The following is a 17,109-nucleotide window of genomic DNA, read 5'->3' as shown; positions in this document are numbered from 1 at the left end:
GCTCGTGGGCTGCTAGCCCTGGAGTTTGACCATGGTGCCGCGCTCCCCTGCCTGTTGTCCGGGCCGGGGGGCGCGGTTTTCGTGTCCGGTGAGGCCGAACGTGGTGAAGGCGGTCCGCTGCGGCTGGGGGTAGGGGTCCTTGCCCGTCAGGGTGTTGAGGATGGTGGCGCTGCGCCAGGCGGCGAGGCCGAGGTCGGGGGCGCCGACGCCGTGGGTGTGGCGTTCGGCGTTCTGGACGTAGACCGCGCCTCCGGTGCTGCTGACGGAGTCGTCGAGGACGAGGCGGAACTGTTGGTCGATGCGGGGGCGTTCGGCGCTGTCGCGGCGGATGTAGGGGTCGAGGCCGGCGAGCATGCGGCCGAGGGGGCGTTCCCGGTAGCCGGTGGCGAGGACGACGGCGTCGGTGGTGAGGCGGGAGCGGGTGCCCTGGCGGCGGTGTTCGAGGTGGAGTTCGACCTTGGTGGTGGCGACGCGGCCCGCGGTGCGGACGCTGACGCCGGGGGTGAGGGTGGCGTCGGGCCAGCCGCCGGTGAGGGTGCGCTGGTAGAGCTCGTCGTGGATGGCGGCGATGGTGTCGGCGTCGATGCCTTTGTGGAGCTGCCATTGGGCGGGGACGAGGTGGTCGCGCTCGGCTTCGGGGAGCCCGTGGAAGTAGTGGGTGTAGTCGGGGGTGAAGTGTTCGAGGCCGAGCTTGCTGTACTCCATGGGGGCGAAGGCTTCGGTGCGGGCGAGCCAGTGGAGTTTTTCGCGGCCTGCGGGGCGGTGCTTGAGGAGGTCGAGGAAGATCTCGGCGCCGGACTGGCCGCTGCCGATGACGGTGATGTGCTCGGCGGCGAGGAGGAGTTGGCGGTTGTCGAGGTAGTCGGCGGAGTGGATGACGGGGACGGTGGGGGCGTCCGCGAGGGGTTTGAGGGGTTCGGGGACGTAGGGCTCGGTGCCGACTCCGATGGCGACGTTCTTGGTGTAGGTGCGGCCGAGGGCTTCGGCTTCGCCGTCGGCGTCGAGCTGGGTGAAGTCGACTTCGAACAGGGCGCGTTCGGGGTTCCAGCGGACCGCGTCGACCTGGTGTCCGAAGTGGAGGCCGGGGAGGTTCTCGCTGACCCAGCGGCAGTAGGCGTCGTATTCGGCGCGCTGGATGTGGAAGCGCTCGGCGAAGTAGAAGGGGAAGAGGCGCTCGCGGGTCTTGAGGTAGTTGAGGAACGTCCAGGGGCTGGCCGGGTCGGCGAGGGTCACCAGGTCGGCGAGGAAGGGGACTTGGAGGGTGGCGCCGTCGATGAGCAGCCCCGGGTGCCAGTGGAAGGCGGGGCGCTGTTCGTAGAAGGCGGTGTCGAGTTCGGTGAGGGGGTGGGCGAGGGCGGCGAGGGAGAGGTTGAAGGGGCCGATGCCGATGCCGACGAGGTCGCGGGGTGCTTCGGACTGCTGTGGGGCGGGGTGCGGGGCGGGCGCGGCTGTCATCGGGGGGTGTGTCCTTCCACCAGTTTCAGGAGGGCTTCGAGGTCGCCGGGTTGGGTGTGGGGGTTGAGCAGGGTGGCCTTCAGGTACAGCGTTCCGTCCATGCGGGCGCGGCCGAGGACGGCGCGGCCTTCGGTGAGCAGGCTGCGGCGGATGGCGGCGACGCGCTCGTCGGTGGCGCCGGTGGGCCGGAACAGGACGGTGGACAGGGTGGGGGTGTCGTACAGCTCGAAGTCGGGGTGTGCGTCGATGAGTCCGGCCAGGTGGTGGGCGAGGGCGATGACCTGGTCGGTGAGGGCGGCGAGTCCGGTGCGGCCGAGTGCTTTGAGGGTGACGGCGATCTTGAGGATGTCGGGGCGGCGGGTGGTGCGCAGGGAGCGGCCGAGGAGGTCGGGCAGGCCTGCTTCGGTGTCGTCGTCGGCGTTGAGGTAGTCGGCCTGGTGGCCGAGGGCGTCGGTGTCGGCTCGGTCGCGTACGGCGAGGAGGCCGGCGGCGACGGGCTGCCAGCCGAGTTTGTGCAGGTCGAGGGTGACGGTGTGGGCGCGGGTGAGGCCTTCGAGTCGTGCGCGGTGGCGGGTGGAGAAGAGGAGGCCCGCTCCGTAGGCGGCGTCGATGTGGAGGCGGGCGCCGTGCCGTTCGCAGACGTCGGCGATCTCGGGGAGGGGGTCGATGAGTCCGGCGTCGGTGGTGCCCGCGGTGGCGGCGACGAGTTTGGGCCCTGGCAGGTCGGTGAGGGCTTCGTCGAGGGCGGCGGGGTCGAGGGTGCCGGTGGGGGCGGGCACGGTGAGGGGGTCGGGCAGGCCGAGGAGCCAGGTGGCGCGGGCGAGGCTGTGGTGGGCGCCTGCCCCGACGAGGAGTTGGACGGGGGCGGGGTGGCGGCTGGTCTCGCGGGCGAGGAGGACGGCGAGCTGGTTGGCTTCGGTGCCGCCGGTGGTGACGAGGGCGTCGGGGCGGGGCGCGTCCGGGTAGGCCTCGCGGGCGAGGGTGCGGGTGACGAGGTCTTCGAGGGCGGAGGCGGCGGGGGCCTGGTCCCAGGAGTCCATGGAGGGGTTGAGGGCGCTCGCGGCGAGGTCGGCGGCGGTGGCGACGGCGAGCGGCGGGCAGTGCAGGTGGGCGGCGCACAGCGGGTCTGCGGGGTCGGCGGCGCCTTCGGCGAGGGCGGTGACGAGGCGGTGCAGGGCGTCGTCGGGGCCCGTGCCGTGCTCGGGCAGCAACTCGCCGGTGCGGTCGCGGAGTTGGGCAGCGACGGCGTCGGGACCGCCGGCCGGGAGGGGGCCGCCGCGGCGGGCGGCCCCCTCGTGGAGCGCGTCGAGGACGGTGGCGAGCAACGGCCGCAGGGCGTCGGGGCCTTGAGTGCCTCCGGCGAGGGGCGGCAGCGTGCTCATGCGCGGGTCCTTCTGGTGCGTGGCGGGGCTGTGGTGCACCAGTTTTGGCCCTGTCGGAGGCGGGCCGTCGGTATATGCGGGAAGGAAACCCGAAAGGGGTACTGCTGTGCGGGGAAAGCGTGTTGGTGGTGTATAGGGCCGCTGGGGTGGTTATGCCCGGAAGCCCTGGGCGTCCTGGAAGTCCTGGGCGTCCTGGACGTAGTCGGCGGCTGCCCGGCGGGTGAAGGTGCGGACGGGGTGCCGGTGATGTCGCGAACGGGCCGCGGACGGTGTCGGCGCCGCTACGGATCCGGTCGGCCCATTGCAGGGAGTTGATGGCGAAGGCGCCGGGTCGCAGGAAGGTGCGGGTGGGGCCCGCGTCACGGAGGAGGCGTTCGGCGGTGCCGTGGTGCTGTGGTGCTGTGGTGCTGGTGCACAACTGATCAGAGCGGCCCGTGCGCCCCCGACCCGGTCGAGCGCAGGTCGGGGGCGCGGGCCTGCGCCCTAAGGCGTGGGGCCCAGGTCTATTGGCCCGACCTGACCTTCAACGCGCGTGCCAGGTCGTCGAGTTGGTCGGCGAGTTTGCGGTGCAGGGCCGGGGTGGGGGTGCCTTCGGTGAGGCACTGTTCGCCGAGGCGGAGGGTGTCGGGGTCGATGGCGTACACGGGGAACGCGTACCGTCCGGCGGCTGCGGCGAGGGCGGGGCCGCGGCGGGTGGCGAGGGTGGTGGCTTCGGTGAAGTAGCGCGCTACGTAGCCGCGCAGCAGGTCGCTCTGTTCGGGCTGCCAGAAGCCCTGGGCGGTGGCGGTGAACAGGTAGTTGGACAGTTCCTGGTCGGGGTCGGCGGTGAACAGGGCGTCCCAGGCGGCTGCTTTGGCCTGCGGGTCGGGCCGGGCGGCGTGGCAGCGGGCGGCGCCTTCCTGGCCGGTGGCGCTGGGGTCGTGGGCGAGTTCGGCGTCGATGACGGCGTCGTCGACGGCGCCGAGGACGCTCATCCGGCCGAGGATGCGCCAGCGCAGTTCGGGGTCGAGCTCGGGGCCGCCGGGGACGCTGCCGCTGTCGTACCAGCCGCGGATGACGTCGGCGTACTGGGCGGCGTCGATGAGGTGGCGGACGGCGGTCAGGCGCAGCCCTGCGTTGCTGCCGTCCTCGGTGCGGCGCAGGAGGTCCTCGCACAGGGTGGTGAGGAGGGTGAGGGCGGCGGGGCGCTCGGCGGGGGTGCTGTAGCGGTCGGCGACCTGGGTGTGGGCGAAGTCGAGGACGCCCTGGACGAGGGCGAGGTCGCTCTCCTCGGCGAGGTGGGCGCCGACGGTCTCCAGGTAGGCGGCGGGCTCGAGTTCGCCGTCGCGGACCATGTCGCGCAGCGTGTTCCACAGGACGGCGCGGGTGAGGGGGTCGGGGACGCCGGAGATGCCGCGCAGGGCCGCTTCCTCGGACGCGGGGTCGAGGCGGATCTTGGCGTAGGTGAGGTCCTGGTCGTTGGGGACGATCAGGGCGGGGCGGGGGCCGTGGAACACGAGCGGCTCGCCGGGTACGTCGAGGTCGATGCGTTCGCGCAGGACGAAGGCGCGGCGGTCGGCAGGGTCGCGGTCGTAGAGGGCGACGGCGATGCGGTGGGGGCGGCTGCCCTGCTGGTCGACGGCGAGGGTCCAGCTGTCGTCGGCCTGGGTGACCCGGGCGGTGAGGGTGTCGACGCCGGTCGTGCGGAGCCAGGTGTCGGCCCAGGCGTGGACGTCGCGGCCGGTGCCGGAGGCTGCCAGGGACCCGGCGGCCAGGTTGTCGATGAAGTCGGCGAGGGTGGCGTTGGCGAACTTGTGGCGCTGGAAGTGGGTGTTGATGCCCGTGAGGAAGTCCTTCTCGCCGAGCCAGGCGACGAGTTGGCGCAGGGCGGAGGCGCCCTTGGCGTAGGAGATCCCGTCGAAGTTGAGGAGTGCGGAGGCGGTGTCGGGGACGGCCTCGGGGGCGACGGGGTGGGTGGAGGGCCGCTGGTCGGCGTCGTAGCCCCAGGCCTTGCGGGCGATGCCGAAGTCGACCCAGGTGTCGGTGTACGCGGTGGCTTCGGTGAGGGTCTGGTAGCCCATGTACTCGGCGAACGACTCGTTCAGCCAGATGTCGTCCCACCACTGGAGGGTGACGAGGTCGCCGAACCACATGTGGGCCATCTCGTGGGCGATGACCATGGCGCGGGTCTGGCGCTCGGTGTCGGTGACGGCGGAGCGGTAGACGAACTCGTCGCGGAAGGTGACGAGTCCGGGGTTCTCCATCGCTCCGGCGTTGAACTCGGGGACGAACGCCTGGTCGTAGGAGTCGAAGGGGTAGGGCTCGGTGAACTTCTCGTGGTAGCGGTCGAAGCACGCGCGCGTGGCGTCGAGGATCTCGTCGGCGTCGGCGTCGAGGTGGGGCGCGAGGGAGCGGCGGCAGTGCAGGCCGAAGGGCAGGCCGCGGTGTTCGGTGCGGACGGAGTGCCAGGGGCCTGCGGCGACGGCGACCAGGTAGGTCGACAGGAGGGGGGTGGTGGCGGCCTGCCAGCGGCCCTCCCCCAGGTGCTCGGTGACGCTGTTGGCGAGGACGGTCCAGCCGTCGGGTGCGGTGACCGTGAGGTCGAAGCGGGCCTTCAGGTCGGGCTGGTCGAAGGCGGCGAAGACGCGCTGGACGTCGTCCATGAACAGCTGCGTGTAGACGTACGTCTCGCCGTCGGTGGGGTCGGTGAAGCGGTGCATGCCCTCGCCGGTGTGCGAGTAGTGCATGACGGCGTCGACGCGCAGTTCGTGCGGGCCGGCGGTGAGGCCGGTCAGCGGCAGCCGGTTGTCGTCGAGGGCGGCGGGGCCCGTGAGGTCCAGGGGCTGCCCGTCGAGGGTGGCGGAGCGCAGTGTGGCGGGCTTGAGCTCGACGAAGGTGTCGCCCGGGGTGTGGGCGGTGAACCGGATCGCGGTGCGGGAGTCGAAGGTGTCGGCGCCGGTGGTCAGGTCGAGGTCGACCGTGTACCGCTCGACGTCGATGAGCCGGGCTCGGGTCTGCGCTTCGTCGCGCGTCAGTACGGGCATGGGGTCATGCTGCCTGATGGCACTGACAGTGGGACAGAGTGGTCCGGGGCCACGAAGCGTGGCGGCCTCGGTGGGGAGGCGTGGGCACGGGCGGGTGGAGCGGGCGGCGCCCCGGGATGTCGCGGGTGACGAATGTGCCGCGTCGGCGGCGCTCCGCGGGGCGGATGGTCCTGTGGGGCTGTGGTTCGGTGGTGGTGCTGCTGGTGCCGGCCTTCGTCGTCATGATGGTGGCGTTCGTGTGGGTCATGGGTGAGAACCACCGCAAGATGTTCGGGGGTTGAGCCCCCGGGTCACTTCTTGGTGTTCTCGGCGATCTGCTCGTGGTGGCGGATGACCTCGGAGATGATGAAGTTCAGGAACTTCTCCGCGAAGGCCGGGTCGAGCTTGGCGTTCTCCGCGAGTTGGCGCAGGCGCTCGATCTGGCGGGCCTCGCGCGCGGGGTCGGCCGGGGGCAGGGCGTGGTGGGCCTTGAGGTGGCCGACCTGCTGGGTGCATTTGAAGCGTTCGGCGAGCATGTGGACGACGGCGGCGTCGATGTTGTCGATGCTGTCGCGCAGGCGGCCGAGTTCGGCGCGGACCTCCGGGTCGACGGCCGGCTGGTCTGAGGGCGTGCTGGTGGTCATGGCGGATCAGCCTACGTGGAGCATGGGCGGGTCGTCGGGGTCGGGGATCTTGTCGGACCAGCCGCCGGGGACGGCGCGGCCCTGTTGTTCGCGGAAGCGGACGGGGGCGGTGCCGACGCGGCGGGTGAACAGGCGGGAGAAGTAGGCGGGGTCGTCGTAGCCGACGCGGCGGGCGACGGCGGCGACGGGCAGTTCGGTGGCGGCGAGGAGTTCCTTGGCGCGGCCGAGGCGGATGCCGAGGAGGTAGTCCTTGGGGCTCATGCCTGCGCCGCGGCGGACGGCGGTGCGCAGTTCGGCGGGGGTCATGCCGTGGCGGGCGGCGTGTTCGGCGACGGACAGGGGCTGGAAGGCGTCGCGGGCGAGGGCCTGGAGGACGGGGTCGCCGTCGGGGGCCATGTCGGCGCGGGCGCGGCGCAGGGCGACGAGGAGTTCGTGGACGGCGGCGCCGGTCTCGACTTCCAGGAGGGGGTTTCCGCGGCGGGCGGCGCGGGCGATGCGGCCGACGGCGGCGCGGGCCTGGGCGGCGTCGGAGAGGGGGACGAGGGGGCGGTCGGGTTCGATGTAGCCGAGTTCGGTGTAGGTGGCGGTGGCGGGCCCGGTGAAGTCGACGAAGCACTCGTCCCAGCCGGTTTCGGGGTCGGCTCCGTAGTGGTGGGGGCGGCCGGGGGTGAGCCAGATCAGGGCGGGTGCGGTGACTTTGGTGCGGCGTCCTTCGGCGTCCTGGAACCAGCCGCCGCCCGCGGTGACGACGACGGCGACGTGGTGGTCGAGGGTGCGGGGTCCGACGGTGGGCAGCAGGCCGTGCTGGAGTCCGACGCCGAGGCAGACGAGGCCGAGGCGGTGGTGGACCGGGCTGGGTGTGAAGTACCGCATCCAGGTGTGGTACGTGGACATGTGTCCCCTCCCGTGGTGGTTCGTGCGGGCGTCCCCGTCCAACATCAGCCGATCTTTGTCCATGGACCCTGTCGCCCGCCAGAGGTGATGGTGGCGGCCGGTACATCAGCGAGAGGGACCCAATGGCCGAGTTCAGGGTGGGCGAGGACGACTTCGAGGTGGACGGCAGGCCGGTGCGGCTGCTGTCGGGGGCCTTGCACTACTTCCGGGTGCACGAGGAGCAGTGGGCGCACCGGTTGCGGATGCTGCGGGCGATGGGCCTGAACTGTGTGGAGACGTACGTCCCGTGGAATCTGCACGAGCCGCGTCCCGGTGAGGTGCACGACGTGGCGGCGGTGGGGCGGTTCCTGGACGCGGCGCAGGAGGCGGGCCTGTGGGTGATCGTGCGGCCGGGTCCCTACATTTGCGCGGAGTGGGAGAACGGTGGGCTGCCGCACTGGCTGACGGGCCGGGTCGGTGCGCGGATCCGGACGCGTGACGCGGAGTACTTCGCCGCTGTGGAGCGCTGGTTCGGGGCGTTGTTGCCGCAGGTCACGGAGCGGCAGGTGGACCGGGGCGGCCCGGTGATCATGGTGCAGGTGGAGAACGAGTACGGCAGTTACGGCTCGGACCACCTCTACTTGCGTGCTCTTGCCGACCTTCTTGTCGAACTCGGTGTGACAGTGCCGCTGTTCACCTCGGACGGGCCCGAGGACCACATGCTGACGGGCGGCTCGGTGCCGGGTGTGTTGGCGACGGCGAATTTCGGCTCCCACGCGCGCGAGGGCTTCGCGACGCTTCGTAGGCACCGCCCCAAGGGGCCGCTGATGTGCATGGAGTTCTGGTGCGGGTGGTTCGACCACTGGGGCGCCGACCATGTCGTGCGGGATCCGGGGGATGCGGCGCGGGCGCTGGAGGAGATCCTGGAGTGCGGCGCTTCGGTGAATCTGTACATGGCGCACGGCGGGACGAGTTTCGGGGGCTGGGCGGGGGCGAACCGGGGTGGTGGCGCCCTGCACGACGGGCCGCTGGAGCCCGATGTGACGTCCTACGACTATGACGCGCCGATCGACGAGTTCGGCCGGCCCACCGAGAAGTTCTGGTTGTTCCGGGAGGTCCTCGGCCGGTACGCGGAGGGTCCGCTGCCTGAGGTGCCCGAGGCGCCGGCGGTGCTCGCGGGCCCGGTCACGGCGGAGCTGGGCGCGTTCACGCCGCTGGAGGGGGTCCTCGAGGCGCTGGGCGGTCCCGAGTCGGAGCATGCGACGGCGCCGTCGTTCGAGGAGCTTGACGTGGATCGCGGTCTGGTCCGGTACGCGGTGACGGTGCCGGGGCCGCGGCAGGCGTATCCGCTGCGGGCGGCCGGGCTGCGGGACGTGGCGATCGTGTACGTGGACGGGGAGCGGGCCGGGGTGCTCACGGAGGAGGAGCCGGTCCTGGAGGCGCCGGTTGCGGGGCACGCGCGCGTGGAGCTGTGGGTGGAGTCGCTCGGCCGGGTCAACTACGGGCCGCGGACGGGCGAGTCGAAGGGGATCACGGGCGGGCTGCTGCACGAGCGGCAGTTTCTGCACGGGGTGCGGGCGCGGGGGCTGCGCCTTGACGCGTTCGCGCCGGATGCGGTGGCGGGGCTGCCGTCGGGCGCGGCGGGTGACGGGGCACGGGGTCTGTACCGGGGCTCGTTCGAGGTGTCGGGGCCGGGGGACGCCTCGCTGGAACTCGCGGGCTGGGGGCGCGGGTTCGTGTGGGTGAACGGGTTCTGTCTGGGCCGGTACTGGTCGGTGGGGCCGCAGCAGTCGCTGTACGTGCCCGGGCCCGTGCTGCGGGAGGGCGTGAACGAGGTGTGGGTGCTGGAGACGGACCGGGCGGGTGAGCCGCGGGTGCGGCTGCGCTGAGACGTGCGCGAGGGGCCGGTCCCGGGTCGCGGGACCGGCCTCTCTTGGCGTGGTGGGACCGGTATGTGGTGGGACCCGTGTGTGGTGGGACCGGTGTGTGGTGGGACCGGTCGGGCTCGGTCACGGTGAACCGGTCGATGACGACCGCGCCGCGGTCGCAGGCGCTCAAGAAGGGTGCGGGCGGCGGGAGTTGGGCGCGGGAGGGGGTCTGGCGCGGGCGGCGGGCGGCCGTACCCTGGAGGCGCCGGGTCCGGGGGCGGGCCCCGGAGGGACACGGCCCGGCCGTCCCAGGGGGTGCGCGCGTGGGGAACGGCGGACCGGTGGTGCATGGCTATCCGCATCTGGAGACCGTGCGCGCGGCGATCACCGCGCTGTACAAGCGCCTCTCGTACGACACCGTGCACGCGTTCGCGGCGAGTGTCGCCCCGGCCGACGTGGCCTTCGGCGACGGGGACGATCTGCATCTGGGGGCGCAGCGGGTGGCGCACGAGCTGGTGCGGCACTATCACCTGCCGGACGCGCGGATGATCGTCGGGTTCCGGGAGATGGAGCACGCGGCGAGTGTCGAACTGGCGGCGGGGCCGGAGTACTTCATCGAGCTGAACGACCGGTTCCGCTCGCATCGGCGGGACATCGGCGCGGCCCTTGCGCACGAGGTGATGCACGTCTATCTGCACCGCCTCGGCCTGTCGTTCCCGGGGACGCGGGACAACGAGATCCTCACGGACACCGCCGCGACGTATCTGGGCGCGGGCTGGCTGCTGTTGGACGCGTACCGGGAGGACGCGGCGTCGTCGCAGAAGCTCGGCTATCTGACGCCGGAGGAGTTCGGGTACGTCCTGGCGAAGCGGTCGTTGGCGTTCGGCGAGGCGCCGGAGACGTGGTTCACCAGTGCGCAGGCGTACACGGCGTACACGAAGGGTCTGGCGCAGGCGCGGCGCGACGAGCAGCAGCCGCCGCTGACGGCGGCGGGCTGGGCGGGCCGCCGCCGGTACGCGAAGGACCGCCGCTACGCGCAGGACCACGGCCCGAACGGGCCGGCACCGGCGGGTCCCTACGCGTTCTCGACGGAGGGGCCGCAGGGCCGGTCGGGGCTGCGGGTGTCGTTCCCGTGCCCGACGTGCCACCAGCGGATCCGGGTGCCGGTCCGCGGCCGGGTGCGGGCGCGGTGCGGGCTGTGCCGCACGGTGCTGGAGTGCGACACGTAGGGCGCGGGCGGACCGCACCCGGACTCGGCTTCTCGCTCTGGGGAGTGTGTGCACCGAAATGCTTTGCGTTCGGGCGCCCACGGGGTGAGGGTCGAGGCATGAACGACGAGGTGAGGCCCGATGTCCCCGCCGTCTCCGCGCTGTACGAGGCGGTGCTCGGCGGCGACGAGGACGCGGTGGTGCGGTTGTTGCGGGCCGGGGTGCCGGGGGACGTGTGCACCGGGTCGGGGGAGAGCGTGCTGTACCGGGCGGCGATGTGCGACGAGCCCGGGATCGTACGGCTGCTGCTCGCCGCGGGGGCGGATCCGGACCGGCTGAGCGAGGGCACGGACCTGCCGCTGTGCGGGGCGGCGTGCGCCGGGCACGAGGAGGTGGTGCGGGCGCTGCTGGCGGCGGGTGCGCGGGCGGACGCCGTCGAGGAGTTGGGGTTCCGGGCGCTCACGTGGGCGGTGCAGCTGGGCCGCGAGGCGGTGGTGCGGGCGCTGCTCGACGGTGGGGCGGATCCTCGACTGCCGGGCGCGAAGGGCGAGTTGCCGCTGGTGGCGGCCGCGCGGCGCGGGTCGACCGGCTGTGTGCGGGCGCTGCTCGAGCACGGCGCGACCGGGCTTCGGGAGGCGCTGGTCGAGGCGCGGCGGTGGCGCGGGGTGGAGGTGGCCGAGGTGTTGCGGACCCAGGTCGTCGGGTCGACGGTCGACGGGGTGGGCCGGGAGGCGGTGACGGAGCGGTTCGTGGAGGACGGCGGGGTCACGGTGGCCGTGCAGCTCCTGGACGCGTCGGGGCGTCCCGCCTCGGGAGCCGAGCAGCAGACGGGCCACGCCGCGATCGCCACGCTCCTGGAGTCCGCCCTCGGCATCGCGACGCCGCCCGGCGAACTGGCGGACCGGGCGGTGGCCTGCGGCGATCCCGGCAACGACGACTGGGTGGAGGCGATGGAGGTGCTCAGGCGCCGGGGCGACGACGGGACGTTCCGCGCGGCGGCGGCGTGGTGCGCGGACCGGGATCCGCTGCGGCGGGCCTTCGGGGCGGACGTACTGGGGCAGTTGGGGGTGCCAGGACCTGACGGGTCACGGCCGTTCGAGCGCCGCACGTTTCCCGTACTCCGCGCCGGCCTCAGGTCCGCAAAACTCCGTTCCGGCCCGGCCGGGGGCGCGGGTCCGTCTCGATCAGCGGCTGCGCCGCGGGGCGCGACCAGCCACGACGGCGCAGCACCCGCGCACGAACCGGAAACCGGCAACGACGCGACCGCGTCGCAGGAGGCCGAACTCGCCGCCTTCATCAACGCGTTGGGCCACCACCGCACCCCCGCCGCCGTGCCGGAGATCGCCGCGCACGCCGCCCACCCCTCCCCCGCCGTACGCCGATCCGTGGCCCTGGCCCTGCACACCCACGCCCCCGGCGGCCACCCGGAGGCCGTCGCCGCGCTGACCGCCCTCGCGCGGGATGCCGACCCGGACGTGCGCACGTGGGCGGCGGCGGGGCTCGCCGGGTCGGGCGCGGACACGGACGAGGTCCGCGAGACGCTGACCGCCCTGCTGGACGACCCGCGGACCGACATCGCGGCGGAGGCGGCCCGTGGGCTCGCGCTGCGGCAGGACGTGCGGGCCGTGGACCCGTTGGCGCGGCTGCTGGCCCAGCTGCCGCCGGGGGACTACGCGCGGGAAGTGGCCCAGGACGCCGCCCGCGCCTTCGACGACGTACGGATCAGGAACAGGCTGGAGTGGACCCTGCCGCGCCGTGCATGACAGCGCCCTCCCGGCGGCGGGCCGGGAGGGCGTACGAAGACGGGCTCGGCGGGGTCACCCCTCAGGGGCCGCCACCGCTGTGCGCGGCAGCGCCGTGCACAGCAGGGCGCAGAGCACGCACCCGGCGGTCACCCACGGCATCGCGGTGGCCAGGGCGTCGGTGAAGCCCTGGGAGAGGTGGCGGAAGAAGACGGTGCCGACGAGCGCGGCGCCGAGCGCGCCGCCGAACTGCTGGGCGGTGGAGAAGATGCCGGAGGCGCCGCCGGCGAGTTCGGCGGGGACGGCGGACAGGACCACGTTGACCAACGGGACGACGAGGAAGCCGAGTCCGGCTCCGGCGATCACCAGGCCTGGCACCAGCGCCCAGGCCCCGGTGTGCACGGCGGCGGAGTGCGCGGCGGCGTACCAGATCCAGCCGAACCCGCCTGCCATGAGCAGAGCGCCCGCGCCGAGCACGAGCCGCCCGAAGCGCACGGCCAGGCCGTCGGCGGCGGGGGCGGTCAGGAAGCTGCCCGCGGAGAAGGCGAGGCAGACGACGCCGGCCTGCAGCGGCGTGTAGTGCTGGCCGCCCTGCAGCCAGAACGCGAAGACCAGGAAGAACCCCTGCATGCCGATGGAGAACAGGAGTTGGACGACGACGCCGACGGAGAAGGCGGGCAGCCGGAACGCCTTGGCGGGCAGCAGCGGCACGGTCCGCGGGTCGTGCCTGCGGGCCTCGAACAGGCCGAGTCCGACGACGGCGAGCACTCCGGCGGCGAGGCAGATCCAGCCCCACAGCGGCCAGCCGTTGCTCTGCCCCTGGACGAGCGGCAGCACGATGGCGACGAGACCTGCGGCCAGGACGACGCTGCCGGCGACGTCGGGGCGGCGGCCGGAGTGTTCGCGGGTGGCGGGCACCAGGACGTGTCCGGCGACGAAGGTGGCGAGGGCCACGGGCACGTTGACGAGGAACACCGACCGCCAGCCGAGGCCGAACAGGTCGGCGTCGGTGAGCAGTCCGCCGAGCACCAGGCCGATCGCGGAGGCGAAGCCGGCGACGGCCCCGTACATCCCGAAGGCGGCGCCGCGCTCCTTGCCCTGGAACATCGTGCGGAACGAGCCGATGACCTGCGGCACGAGCACGGCCGCCATGACGCCCTGCACGGCACGTGCGGCGATCAGCTGCTCCGGCGTCCGGGCGATCCCGCACGCCAGGCTCGCGACCCCGAAGCCCGCGGTCCCGGCGAGGAAGAGCCCCCGTCGCCCGAAGCGGTCCCCGAGGTGTCCGGAGACGATGAGCGTGGCGGCGAAGCCGAGCAGGTACGCGGAGACGAGCCACTGCAGGGCGCTTTCGGAGGCGCCCAGATCGCGTCCGATGGACGGCATGGCGACGTTCACGATGGTCACGTCGAGGAGGTCCATCAGTGCCGCGACCATCATCACGACGGCGGCGGCCCAACGGCGAGGGTTCGGCATGGGGACTCCCGGTGGATTTATTTCGTTCGACCTAACGAAATAGTTGCACCGAGCCCTCCGTGATCGCAACCCTTTCTTTCGGGCGAACTAAATATTGGTTACCCTGGGCCCATGACGACCAGGGACGAGAGTCAGGACCCGAGCCAGGACCCGAGCCAGGACTCCAGCCAGGACGAGGCACGCGCGGCCGCGCTCGGCGACATGATGGAGACGGGCCGCGACCACAGCGCGGCGACGATCATGTTCCACACGGCCGTCTCGGCGTCCCAGGGCCTGAACCCGACCGAGAGCAAGACGCTCGACCTGCTCGCCAAGCACGGTCCGCTCACCGCGAAGGACCTGGTGGCCCACACCGGTCTGGCCCCGGCCTCCGTCACGGGCCTGGTCGACCGGCTCGCCTCGAAGGGGTACGTACGCCGCGCCAAGCACGCCACCGACAAACGGCGCGTGGTGATCGAGCTGGACCGGGAGAAGATCTCCGAGCTGTCCGCGTTCTTCGACGACTGGGCGAAGGACGTCGTCGCGGCCTGCGACGGGTTCACGACGGAGGAACTGCGCACGGTGACCCGGTTCCTGGCGGTGATGGCCACGGTCCAGCGCGACGCGGCCGCCCGCCTCTCCGGCTGAGACCGGACGCTACGACGCCCCGTACACGGCGCCGGGTTCAGCGGCCCGCCCCACCAGCTCCCGGGCCACTTCGCCCGCGCCCGACGGCGTCCACCGCTCGGCCTTGTCGACGCTCGGACCCGGCCGCCAGCCCTCCATCACCGTGATCCGGCCGCCCTCGACCTCGAAGACCCGGCCGGTGACCCCGGCACTGGCCGGGCCCGAGCCGAGCCAGACCACCAGCGGCGACACGTTCTCCGGGGCCATCGCGTCGAAGGCGCCCGCTGCCGGCGCGGCCATCGTCTCGGCGAACGTCGCCTCCGTCATCCGCGTCCGCGCGGCCGGCGCGATCGCGTTGACCTGCACCCCGTACCGCCCCATCTCCGCTGCGGCCACCAGTGTCAGGCCGAGGATGCCCGCCTTGGCCGCGCTGTAGTTCCCCTGCCCGACCGAGCCCAACAGGCCTGCCCCGGACGAGGTGTTGACGACGCGGGCCACGGGCGTGCGGCCCGCCTTCGCCTCGGCGCGCCAGTACGCGGCCGCGTGCTTCAGCGGCAGGAAGTGGCCCTTGAGGTGGACCCGCATCACGGCGTCCCAGTCGTCCTCGTCGAGGTTGACCAGCATGCGGTCGCGCAGGAACCCCGCGTTGTTCACGAGCGTGTCGAGCCGCCCGAAGGTGTCGACGGCCGCGGCGACGAGCGAGGCGGCGCCCTCCGAGGTCGCGATGTCGGCCCCGTGCGCCACTGCCTCGCCGCCCAACGCCCGTATTTCCTCGACCACTTGAGCCGCCGGGCTGTCCGGCGCGGGGGCACCGTCGAGGCCGACCCCCAGATCGTTCACCACGACCTTCGCGCCCTCCGCGGCGTACGCGAGGGCGTGTGCGCGGCCGAGGCCCCGCCCGGCCCCGGTGACCGCGACCACCCGCCCGGCACACAACGAACCCACCGTCTGCTCCATCTCACGCCTCCTTGTTGACCGTTGCCGCATCCAGAAACGCGGGGCGCTCCCCGCCACCGTGCACGAGCAGGCTCGCCCCGGTGATGTACGACGCCGCGTCCGACGCCAGGAAGACCGCGGCCTCGCCGACCTCGCGGGGTTCGGCGAGCCGGCCGAGCGGCACGGTCGCGCCCACTGCCGCGATGCCGTCCTCGTCCCCGTAGTGCAGCGCCGACAGTTCGGTCCGCACCATGCCGAGCACCAGGGTGTTCACCCGGATCTCGGGGGCCCATTCGACGGCCATGGACCGCGCCAGGTTCTCCAGACCCGCCTTCGCCGCCCCGTACGCCGCCGAGCCCGGCGAGGGCCGGGTCCCGCTGACGCTGCCGATCATCACGATGGAGCCGCGGGCGGCGGCCAGCTGTTCGCGGGCGGCGAGGGAGGCGGTCAGCGGGGCCGTCAGGTTCAGCTCGATGACGCGCGCGTGCCGCTCGGCCTCCGAGTCGCCGAGCAGCCGGTACGGCGTGCCCCCCGCGTTGTTCACCAGGACGTCCACCCGGTCGAGCCCCGCGAACAACTCCCGCACCGCGGCCGCGTCCCGCAGGTCGACCGGCACGAACTCGGCTCCCTCCAGCGGCACTTCGGGTGCCCGTCGGGCGCAGACCACGACTCTCGCCCCGGCCCGCGCGAACGCCCCGGCGATGCCCGCGCCCACTCCCCTGGTGCCACCGGTGACGACGACGACCCGGCCCTTCAGATCCAGATCCACGTTCACCTCCCCTCCTCGTCCTCCTCGTTCCGTCGGCCCGCGCCGCCTGCTACCGTCGAGTCCGACCGCGTACCAAACAAACGTTAGGTGGAACGGTAGCCGAACACCACCCTCCCCGCCAGGAGTTCACGTATGCCAGGTACAGGCACGAACACAGGTGCAGGCACAGACACAGACGCACGCACAGGCACACGCACAGGCACAGGCACACGCAGCAGCACCGCCCTGCCGCGCCGGGCCCTGCTCGCGGCCGCGCTCGGAGTGACGGCCGCGGCCGTCGTCGCCCCCTCGGCCGCCGCCGCGTCCGGGGCGCCGCCGATCCGGCAGATCCCGTTGCAGGGCGCGGTGAACGTCCGCGACATCGGCGGACAGCGCACGTGCGACGGCCGCGTCCGGTACGGGCTCGTCTACCGCGGCGACGCGCTGGGCAAGCTCACCGACGCCGACCTGACGGCCCTGTCCGGCCTGAGGCTGCGTCAAGTGGTCGACTACCGCGTGCCGTTGGAGGTGCAGAGCGACGGCGCGGACCGTCTTCCCGCAGGGGTGACGGGCGTCTCGCGCCCGGTCACCGACAACGGTCTGTACGCGCAGATCCTCGCCGCCATCGGCTCGAAGGACCCGGTCAAGCAGGAGGAGATGCTGGGGAACGGGAAGGCGTCCGCGTTCATGCGCGCCGTGTACCCGCAGTTCGTGACCAGCGCCGACAACCGGGCGCGGTTCGGGGCGACGCTGCACGACATCGCGTACGGCGGCCGCGGCGCGCTGCTGTACCACTGCACGTCGGGCAAGGACCGCACGGGCTGGACCACGTACGTCCTGCTGCGTCTGCTCGGCGTACCCGAACAGGCCGCTGTCGCCGACTACTTGGCGTCGAACACCTTCCGTGCCGCGTACGACGCGAAGCTCCGCGAGTCCCTGAAGCAGGCGGGCCTGATGCAGAACCCGGACCTGCTGATCCCGCTCCAGGAGGTTCGCACGGAGTACCTCTCCGCGGCCCTCGACCAGGTGCGGCACGACTACGGCAGCCTCGGGCGCTACGCGACGGACGGCCTCGGAGTCGACCGCCGCACGGCGGCGCTGCTACGGGCGCGGCTCGTGGACTGACCCGGGCGCCATGGGCGCCATGGATGACATGGATGACATGCCCG

General features: G+C 72.9%; 14 protein-coding genes. 6 read left to right on the top strand and 8 right to left on the bottom strand.

Annotated features, from left to right (window positions below; all coding sequences use genetic code 11):
- Positions 1–12: 12 nt before the first annotated feature.
- The 3 genes from ACIBUY_RS22375 to pepN form a co-directional block, all read right to left on the bottom strand.
- Positions 13–1,455 carry a lysine N(6)-hydroxylase/L-ornithine N(5)-oxygenase family protein gene (locus tag ACIBUY_RS22375; RefSeq protein WP_399153424.1) on the bottom strand — a complete coding sequence of 481 codons (1,443 nt, stop codon included), beginning with the start codon at positions 1,453–1,455 and terminating at the stop codon, positions 13–15.
- A complete protein-coding gene (locus ACIBUY_RS22370) occupies positions 1,452–2,837 on the bottom strand; it encodes an aminotransferase class V-fold PLP-dependent enzyme (protein WP_365564165.1) in 1,386 nt (461 codons plus the stop codon). Before ACIBUY_RS22370 ends, ACIBUY_RS22375 begins: the two co-directional genes overlap by 4 nt.
- Before the next feature lie 503 nt (positions 2,838–3,340).
- Positions 3,341–5,860, bottom strand: a complete 2,520-nt coding sequence (gene pepN / locus ACIBUY_RS22365; RefSeq protein WP_399153423.1) for an aminopeptidase N — start codon at positions 5,858–5,860, stop codon at positions 3,341–3,343.
- 125 nt (positions 5,861–5,985) lie between these two features.
- Between pepN and ACIBUY_RS22360 the strand changes: the two genes are divergently transcribed.
- Complete coding sequence (locus ACIBUY_RS22360; protein ID WP_365564173.1) at positions 5,986–6,141, top strand: hypothetical protein; 156 nt, start codon at positions 5,986–5,988, stop codon at positions 6,139–6,141.
- A 9-nt stretch (positions 6,142–6,150) separates the two neighbouring features.
- Here the strand turns inward: ACIBUY_RS22360 and ACIBUY_RS22355 are convergent, their stop codons facing one another.
- On the bottom strand, positions 6,151–6,483 hold the full coding sequence (locus ACIBUY_RS22355; RefSeq protein ID WP_365564175.1) for a chorismate mutase: 333 nt from the start codon (positions 6,481–6,483) through the stop codon (positions 6,151–6,153).
- Positions 6,484–6,489: 6 nt separating this feature from the next.
- Positions 6,490–7,377: a helix-turn-helix domain-containing protein gene (locus ACIBUY_RS22350; RefSeq protein WP_399153422.1), complete on the bottom strand. Its 888-nt coding sequence runs from the start codon at positions 7,375–7,377 to the stop codon at positions 6,490–6,492.
- A 122-nt stretch (positions 7,378–7,499) separates the two neighbouring features.
- Here ACIBUY_RS22350 and ACIBUY_RS22345 point away from each other — a divergent pair, with 122 nt between their 5' ends.
- From ACIBUY_RS22345 to ACIBUY_RS22335, 3 genes are all read left to right on the top strand, one after another.
- Positions 7,500–9,245, top strand: coding sequence for a beta-galactosidase (locus ACIBUY_RS22345; protein WP_399153421.1), 1,746 nt, complete (start codon positions 7,500–7,502; stop codon positions 9,243–9,245).
- A 302-nt stretch (positions 9,246–9,547) separates the two neighbouring features.
- The gene (locus ACIBUY_RS22340) at positions 9,548–10,453 is read left to right on the top strand and encodes a hypothetical protein (protein ID WP_399153420.1); all 906 of its coding nucleotides are present in this window, start codon (positions 9,548–9,550) and stop codon (positions 10,451–10,453) included.
- Between the two features lie 98 nt (positions 10,454–10,551).
- Positions 10,552–12,195, top strand: a complete 1,644-nt coding sequence (locus ACIBUY_RS22335) for an ankyrin repeat domain-containing protein (protein ID WP_399153419.1) — start codon at positions 10,552–10,554, stop codon at positions 12,193–12,195.
- Positions 12,196–12,249: 54 nt separating this feature from the next.
- Here ACIBUY_RS22335 and ACIBUY_RS22330 read toward each other — a convergent pair whose 3' ends face one another.
- Positions 12,250–13,650 carry an MFS transporter gene (locus tag ACIBUY_RS22330; RefSeq protein ID WP_365564188.1) on the bottom strand — a complete coding sequence of 467 codons (1,401 nt, stop codon included), beginning with the start codon at positions 13,648–13,650 and terminating at the stop codon, positions 12,250–12,252.
- A 111-nt stretch (positions 13,651–13,761) separates the two neighbouring features.
- Here ACIBUY_RS22330 and ACIBUY_RS22325 point away from each other — a divergent pair, with 111 nt between their 5' ends.
- Positions 13,762–14,277: a MarR family transcriptional regulator gene (locus tag ACIBUY_RS22325; protein ID WP_365564191.1), complete on the top strand. Its 516-nt coding sequence runs from the start codon at positions 13,762–13,764 to the stop codon at positions 14,275–14,277.
- Between the two features lie 9 nt (positions 14,278–14,286).
- Here the strand turns inward: ACIBUY_RS22325 and ACIBUY_RS22320 are convergent, their stop codons facing one another.
- Positions 14,287–15,213, bottom strand: coding sequence for an SDR family oxidoreductase (locus ACIBUY_RS22320; protein WP_365564193.1), 927 nt, complete (start codon positions 15,211–15,213; stop codon positions 14,287–14,289).
- 1 nt (position 15,214) lies between these two features.
- Positions 15,215–15,955, bottom strand: coding sequence for an SDR family oxidoreductase (locus ACIBUY_RS22315; RefSeq protein ID WP_365564605.1), 741 nt, complete (start codon positions 15,953–15,955; stop codon positions 15,215–15,217).
- Positions 15,956–16,222: 267 nt separating this feature from the next.
- Here ACIBUY_RS22315 and ACIBUY_RS22310 point away from each other — a divergent pair, with 267 nt between their 5' ends.
- Positions 16,223–17,065 carry a tyrosine-protein phosphatase gene (locus ACIBUY_RS22310; RefSeq protein WP_399153418.1) on the top strand — a complete coding sequence of 281 codons (843 nt, stop codon included), beginning with the start codon at positions 16,223–16,225 and terminating at the stop codon, positions 17,063–17,065.
- The last annotated feature ends 44 nt before the right edge of the window (positions 17,066–17,109 follow it).

The sequence above is a fragment of the Streptomyces sp. NPDC050085 genome (genome assembly GCF_044460595.1).
Classification (GTDB): Bacteria; Actinomycetota; Actinomycetes; order Streptomycetales; family Streptomycetaceae; genus Streptomyces.
This window is presented reverse-complemented; position numbering and strand designations above follow the sequence as displayed.